Genomic DNA, 6520 nt, shown 5'->3' with positions numbered 1-6520 from the left:
CGATAGAATCTATCAAGCCCCGAACACTAAACGGTGAGTGTACTATCCGCATCATGCCTGCTTCAATTTTCGACAGATCGAGGATATCGTTAATGATAGCCAGCAGATTCTCTCCCGCTTTCTGGATCGAACCGACGAACTCACCTGCTTCCGCATCAATTTTACGGCGTTTAAGCAGGTTGGTAAAACCCAGTATGGAGTTAAGCGGCGTACGGATCTCGTGGCTCATATTGGCCAGGAAGTTTTCTTTAATGAGCAATGCTTCACGTGCGGTCTTTTCCGATTCGTTAAGCCTGTGGATCAGCCTGTTTTGCTGCCTAAACTGGTTAACGATAAACCAGCACAAAGTACCGCCACTTAAAAACATGAATACCATGAGGATATTGCCATACATACGTGCTTTGCTACTATTATCAATAACAGCCTCACTTAAGTCATCCATCATTTTTTGACGGTTGTCATAAATTTTGTGAGTAACATCAGTGATCTCGTTAGAGATACGGCGTGCGCCCGGGTTGGCAATAAAACTGGTATCGTTCATGTTACCTGTTTTATAGTAATGCTTCAGCAAATCGTTTTTGATCCGCACTTTTTCGTCGGCCAAAATATTAAGCCTGTCAAGGTATTGTTTAACCTTTGGATTATGGTTACCTCCGCGAAGCGAATCCAGGTAATCTTTAACAGACTGGATCTTGGCGTCAACACCCTCCAGGTGCGAGATATCATCAGTAGCTATAGCAGCCCTGATACGGGCCTCAACCCCTAACAGGTCACGGTCCACTTCACGGAGGTGGTTACTGGTATGCAATTCGCGCAGCAGGCTCTCGTTGCCTTTACGCATCGACTGCATATTTTGTGAAAAATTATATTGAATAACCAGCAACAAAATAGTACCTGCAACAAATGATGCCAGTATGAGGTATGCAAATTTTTTATTAGCCATTACTGATGACGCTGAACGCATTGGTGATAAGTAAATATGCAGGTGATAAATTTATTTTAATTACACAAATCGTTCAACAAGGCCAAACTATCGTTAAACTGCACCAGCCTGTCGATGGCTAAAAAACGTTCATACGACTGTTCAGTGTTTTGCGATAGGCATCGGCAACGGGCAAAAACTTACCAGCAATTACCAAGCCTCCATCCTGAAGGGTATCAATTTTATCAAGCGCGATAATGTAAGAGCGGTGTACCCTGACAAATTTAGAGGAAGGCAGTTTTTCTTCGGCCGATTTTAGCGTGCCATGTATGGCGTATTCTTTTTTGGGGGTATAAAATTTAACGTAATCGCCCATGGCTTCGGCATACAAAATGTCATCGAGCCTCAGTTTGCGGGTGAGGTTTGAATCGCGTACAAAAATAAACTCGTCGTTCTTCAACTGCACCTCTTCTTTGCGGTTATCAAGTACTTCGCGGGCTTTGTTCACGGCCTGTAAAAACCGGCCGGGGGTAACGGGTTTAACCAAATAATCGGCTACGTTAAGTTCAAACGCTTCAACAGCGTATTCTTTTTTTGAAGTAGTAAAAATTACAACTATATTCTTGTTTTTAAGATTGCGGGTAAGTTCCAAACCGTCCATTCCGGGCATTTCAATGTCAAGGAACAGGAGGTCGACGTTTTGGTTCTGGAGATGATTATAGGCTTCCATTGCGGTACAGTACTCGCAAATAACATCCAGGTCATTTACCTGGCTGGCCAAATGGCTTAATGTAGCGCGGGCAATGGGATTATCATCAACAATTAAACTGGTCATGAGCAGGCTTGAATAATATTGCTAAGATAATCATTTTGCTTTTGGCTCATGGTCTCCCGTTTGCATCCGGAAGACCATTTGAGCCGAAAAAGCGGTTATTTAAACGGGGGAATTATTTTATCTGAAATGTGACCTCAGCATCCAGGCCATGCCTTCGTGCGTTTCCATCAAACCGGTAATAAAGTCGCTGGTACCTGCGTCATTGTATTTACTAACAAAAGGATCGATATTACCGCGGATAAATTCGATGATGCTTTCATGGTCTTCAAGCAGTTCTTTCAAAAAGCCCAGGCTGTCATTTTTATGATCGAGTTTTTCGGTTAAATGGGTAAGTTGTAACAGTTGGGTTAAAGTAGCCGGAGCATAATGGCCTATTTTGCGAATGCGCTCGGCAACGCTGTCCATTATTTCATCAAGCTCGTTGTATTGCTGTTCAAAAAACACATGCATGGAGTGAAAGTCGGGGCCTTCAATGTTCCAATGGGCATTACGGGTTTTGGTGTACAATACAAATTCATCAGCAAGTAATTTGGCTAACTGATCTGAAACGGCCTGACGGTCTGCTTCGTTAATTCCGATGTTTGTTTTCATGATATTATGTTTTTGTGTGATTGTTTCATTCCGGGCATTATAACTTATTCATATTTTGATGGATGCGTATAACTGCTGAAAAGCCTTTTCACAGGGCAATATAGCGTAAAAGCTGTTACCTCAAAGTAAAAAATCAGGGGTGCTATGATGATCATGGTATGCGTATGACAATTCCAGTCAATAGATGACAGTACAGGCATGGTAAACACCAACGCCCCGCGAATTACGGCCTCTGTAGTGCTCAGATTTTCGGGAGCATCATCCGGGAAAAATCGCTTCAGGAAATTATCTAAACCGGGTTTTGACTGTTTTACCTCCTGCTGAACGGGTACTTTTGGCAACTCAATATTTACTTCACGGATCCGTTTTTTAGCGGAATCTCTTGGGTCGGGTGGCAATTGCAATGTTTTCATGGCACAGCTTTTAAGGTTATGACATAAAATTAGCAGCCCGGCGTTTAATGCCTGTATCAAATTCGTTGAGCGGGCAAAAGCAATCGTTAAACGGTATTTTTATACGGATGATGTTTAAACTCCTATTAATTCCGGATCATTTCAATATGATCGATACCGTCTTCATCATAAATTTCGCCCTCCATTTTAAAGCCCAGCTGCTCATAAAACTTAACAGCATAATATTGCGCGCCTATCCTGATGGGCACATCGCCATAGATATTTTTGGTTTGATCGATGGCGGCCTGTGTTAAGATTTTACCTGCCCCTGTACCGCGCACCTTTTTACTGCTTACTATACGCCCTATTGATGCTTCGGCATATGATTTACCTGCGGGAACTATGCGGGCATAAGCCACCAGTTCCTGCTCATCATCAAATAACAGCAGGTGATGACAGGCATAATCCTTATCATCAGCATCTAAAAACACACAGTTTTGCTCAACCACAAACACTTCGCTCCGGAGCTTTAATAATTGGTATAGCTCAGTAACTGTTAAATCATGGAATGCTTTGCAAATTTGGGTGTAGTTCATGAGGTTCGATTCTTCTCTCGCAAAGGCGCTAAGATGCAATTTTGCTTGTGGTAGCTAAAGTAATTATTTCTGTTAATATGAGGTAGCATTACCGGTCACTAAAAAGCCGGATCCCGAAACAAGTTCGGGATCCGGCAGGATAATCTATCCTCGAACGCCCCACCCTGAAATAGCTATACAGATTTGTGAGTAAATCTTGTAAATATTATATTGATCACTGTTTAACCAGCTTATAAATATCCAACATCCCATTGCTATAAGTTTTGGTGATTGTTATCGCATTGCCTGATGTGTTGATGTCATAATCACCGTTCAGGATCAATGACCAATCAAATTCTGCTGTCCAGGCCGATTCATTTTTAAACGAGATCTTATTGCCGTTTATATTATACGAACCATTGTTAAGGGCTGGATACTTGACTACTTGAGACTCGCCGTTCCATGTACCGGCAGAAAAGCTGAGACTTACGTTTGATACAGCGCCGGTGCCCGAAACTTTCCGCTGAAAAGTACCTGTATAGGTTCCGTTAAGTTTGATTACCTGGCTATTATCATTCTTTTTGCAGGAGGTTATTGCGATAGCCCATATTAAAACAAAGGCGAATATTTGCTTCATAACTATTAGGTTTTTAAGCCATTACGGATAACCATCAATTAACGCTACAAAATCATCAAAAAGCCCCCAATAATATACTAATGGCTTTTTTTCAACAAAATATTAATCCATAAAATCAATAAATTATTTTCGCAGCCTGATAATTAAAATTCTATTGCCCAACATGTCTGCATCTCATTCCCTGTCGCCGGTACAGGCCGATCTTGTACGAATTGTTTCAAAATATGTGCTGCTTGAAGAAAGCCGGAGAAATTTAAAAGGCCGCTGTCCCTTTCATAAAGATCAGGCCACATCATTAATGGTATCGCCCGAAAAAAACATCTTTCAATGCTTTGGCTGCGGCAAAGGCGGCGGCCCGGTTGAGTTTGTAATGGCCATTGAGCACAAAACCCGCGAAGAAGCTATTCAAATGATAACTGCAAGCCACTAAGCGCTTACAAAAAAGCGGACCAGTTTACCCGGTCCGCCTTTTTATGTGATAATGGTAGAGCTAAAACTATAAACTCTAATACAACTTTTTAACTGCCTTCATCCACTCACGGGCAATAAGTTCATGCCCGGCGGGCATCGGGTGAACGCCATCCCAGATCCAGTGATCGGCCTTTGCCTTTTGCAATGCTTTATTAAAAACCTCCTGCAAAGGCACATAAATAGCATTAAACTTTAGGGCAAGCGTCCTAACCACTACCTGTCGTTTTTGAACTTCAGCTGCCCATAGTTCAGGATTCTGGCTTACCATACCCAGGGGTAAAATAAAAGGCTCCAGCAAAATCAGTTTAACATTGGGTAAAGCGGCAATAGTTTGGGTTAACAACTGCTCGTAAGCATTGCTAAAATCTTCCGCGGTGGCTTTAGCGCCCTGCATTATTATTCTATGTACATCGTTAATACCGATCAGTATGCTTAACACATCGGGCTTAATATCAAGAGTATCTTTCTGCCAACGCGCTGCAAGATCATTTACGGTATTGCCGCTAATACCCCGGTTAAAAAACTGATAATCCCTGCCGGGGTAATCAAAATTGATACGGGCGGTGATCAGGTAAGCATAGCCCTGCCCGTAAACGTGGTTCCAGTCTTTATCAAAGCTGCGACCGCCATCGGTTATCGAATCGCCCTGGAAGAGGAATGTTTTACCCACACTATCATCAGGCAAATAGTGATCATCTTTCGCTGAAGCTGATACTAATCCGGGCGTAGCTATTGCCGCTGCGCCAGCCAATGAGGCTTTCTTTAAAAAATCTCTTCTGCTGTTGCTCATAAGCTGCTTACTAATTGATATGTTTTGCCTTTTTGAGTATTTATTACCAACTCGTACCCTTCTTTCACTTTAACGGGTGAGGCATTTAAACCTTTAACAGTCAATTTTGATTTGGAGATGATATGGCAGGTACCACCTGTTTTTGATAAGATTTCGGCGTTTGCAACCTTGCCCGCGGACCATTTCATATTTACTACAAAAGCTCCTCTCGCCACAAGGCCTTTTACTTCACCATTAGCCCAGGCGTCAGGCAGGGCTGGTAACAGGTGTACATCACCATTTTGGCTTTGCAACAACATTTCGGCCAGACCGGAAGTACCACCAAAGTTCCCGTCAATCTGGAATGGCGGGTGCGCATCAAACATATTTGGATAAAGTCCGCCGCCCTCGCTGTAATTGTAACCGCTTTCACCGGTTAAGCGCAGCAGGTCGCGGTATAATTTATAGGCATGGTTGCCATCTTGTAGCCTTGCCCAAAGGTTTACCTTCCAGGCCAGGCTCCAGCCGGTGCTTTCATCCCCGCGTAACTCTAACGATCGTTTTGCTGCTGCCGCTAATTCCGGGTTTGCGGCTATTGAAATTTCATTGGCCGGGTAAACAGAATACAAGTGTGACACATGGCGATGATGCGGATCGGACGATTCCTGGTCTTTATACCATTCCTGTAGCTGGCCTTTCGAGCCAATTTGATACGGGATCAACTTAGCTTTTTTGGCGATAAGTGAATCCCTGAAAGCGGCGTCAACGCCCAATACTTTACTTGCAGCAATGAGGTTATCAAACAGATCGCGGATGATGCCCATATCCATTGTGGTAGATACAGAAACATTACTCGTTTTTCCGGGGGCATAAATAAAATCATTTTCGGGCGACATGGACGGCGCGGTTACTAAATGGCCCTGGCCATCAGGTACCAGCCAATCAAAAGTAAATTCGGCTGCACCTTTCATTAAAGGATAAGCTGTATTTTTCAGAAATTCTTTATCACCGGTGTATAAATAGTGTTCCCAAAGATGACGGGTAAGCCAATCGCCCCCCATTGGCCAGTTAGCCCAGGCAGGATCACCATAACCAAGATCACCTACCGGATTGGCCAATGCCCAAAGATCCGTATTGTGGTGCGTTACCCAACCGTTAGCGTGATAAAAATCTTTGGCCACTTCGGTTCCGGTTTCAGATAATCCTTTGATCAGGTCAAATAATGGCTGATGCATTTCAGAAAGGTTGCAATCCTCGGCCATCCAGTAATTCATTTGCATATTGATGTTGCTGGTATAATTGGAACTCCACGGAGCACGTAACTCCTT

The 6520-nt window shown here is 43.2% G+C and carries 9 protein-coding genes; 1 reads left to right on the top strand and 8 read right to left on the bottom strand.

Features of this window, described 5'->3' with window-relative positions:
* The 6 genes from VF500_RS14145 to VF500_RS14120 all read right to left on the bottom strand — a co-directional run.
* On the bottom strand, positions 1–964 hold a 964-nt coding region (locus tag VF500_RS14145; protein ID WP_330860281.1), incomplete at its 3' end, for a sensor histidine kinase.
* Between the two features lie 97 nt (positions 965–1061).
* On the bottom strand, positions 1062–1757 hold the full coding sequence (locus tag VF500_RS14140; protein WP_330860280.1) for a LytTR family DNA-binding domain-containing protein: 696 nt from the start codon (positions 1755–1757) through the stop codon (positions 1062–1064).
* 117 nt (positions 1758–1874) lie between these two features.
* A complete protein-coding gene (locus VF500_RS14135) occupies positions 1875–2348 on the bottom strand; it encodes a Dps family protein (RefSeq protein ID WP_091214541.1) in 474 nt (157 codons plus the stop codon).
* A gap of 44 nt (positions 2349–2392) precedes the next feature.
* Positions 2393–2761: a hypothetical protein gene (locus VF500_RS14130; protein WP_330860279.1), complete on the bottom strand. Its 369-nt coding sequence runs from the start codon at positions 2759–2761 to the stop codon at positions 2393–2395.
* A 125-nt stretch (positions 2762–2886) separates the two neighbouring features.
* Entirely contained in the window at positions 2887–3336 is a 450-nt protein-coding gene (locus tag VF500_RS14125; protein WP_330860278.1) for a GNAT family N-acetyltransferase, read from the bottom strand.
* A 214-nt stretch (positions 3337–3550) separates the two neighbouring features.
* Complete coding sequence (locus VF500_RS14120) at positions 3551–3952, bottom strand: hypothetical protein (RefSeq protein WP_330860277.1); 402 nt, start codon at positions 3950–3952, stop codon at positions 3551–3553.
* A 163-nt stretch (positions 3953–4115) separates the two neighbouring features.
* Between VF500_RS14120 and VF500_RS14115 the strand changes: the two genes are divergently transcribed.
* Entirely contained in the window at positions 4116–4382 is a 267-nt protein-coding gene (locus VF500_RS14115) for a CHC2 zinc finger domain-containing protein (protein ID WP_121228102.1), read from the top strand.
* A gap of 75 nt (positions 4383–4457) precedes the next feature.
* Here the strand turns inward: VF500_RS14115 and VF500_RS14110 are convergent, their stop codons facing one another.
* Entirely contained in the window at positions 4458–5213 is a 756-nt protein-coding gene (locus VF500_RS14110; protein ID WP_330860276.1) for an SGNH/GDSL hydrolase family protein, read from the bottom strand.
* Positions 5210–6520, bottom strand: a 1311-nt coding sequence (locus VF500_RS14105) for a glycosyl hydrolase family 95 catalytic domain-containing protein (RefSeq protein ID WP_333783636.1), incomplete at its 5' end; no start/stop codon positions are given. The genes VF500_RS14105 and VF500_RS14110, both read right to left, overlap by 4 nt.

Source organism: Mucilaginibacter sp., assembly GCF_036383575.1.
In the GTDB taxonomy this organism is placed as follows: Bacteria; Bacteroidota; Bacteroidia; order Sphingobacteriales; family Sphingobacteriaceae; genus Mucilaginibacter.
This window is presented reverse-complemented; position numbering and strand designations above follow the sequence as displayed.

Coding starts and splice junctions, on each gene's coding strand:
- VF500_RS14115 (WP_121228102.1), top strand. CDS start 4,116: ATGTCTGCATCTCATTCCCTGTCGCCGGTACAGGCCGATCTTGTACGA.
- VF500_RS14135 (WP_091214541.1), bottom strand. CDS start 2,348: ATGAAAACAAACATCGGAATTAACGAAGCAGACCGTCAGGCCGTTTCA.
- VF500_RS14125 (WP_330860278.1), bottom strand. CDS start 3,336: ATGAACTACACCCAAATTTGCAAAGCATTCCATGATTTAACAGTTACT.
- VF500_RS14140 (WP_330860280.1), bottom strand. CDS start 1,757: ATGACCAGTTTAATTGTTGATGATAATCCCATTGCCCGCGCTACATTA.
- VF500_RS14110 (WP_330860276.1), bottom strand. CDS start 5,213: ATGAGCAACAGCAGAAGAGATTTTTTAAAGAAAGCCTCATTGGCTGGC.
- VF500_RS14120 (WP_330860277.1), bottom strand. CDS start 3,952: ATGAAGCAAATATTCGCCTTTGTTTTAATATGGGCTATCGCAATAACC.
- VF500_RS14130 (WP_330860279.1), bottom strand. CDS start 2,761: ATGAAAACATTGCAATTGCCACCCGACCCAAGAGATTCCGCTAAAAAA.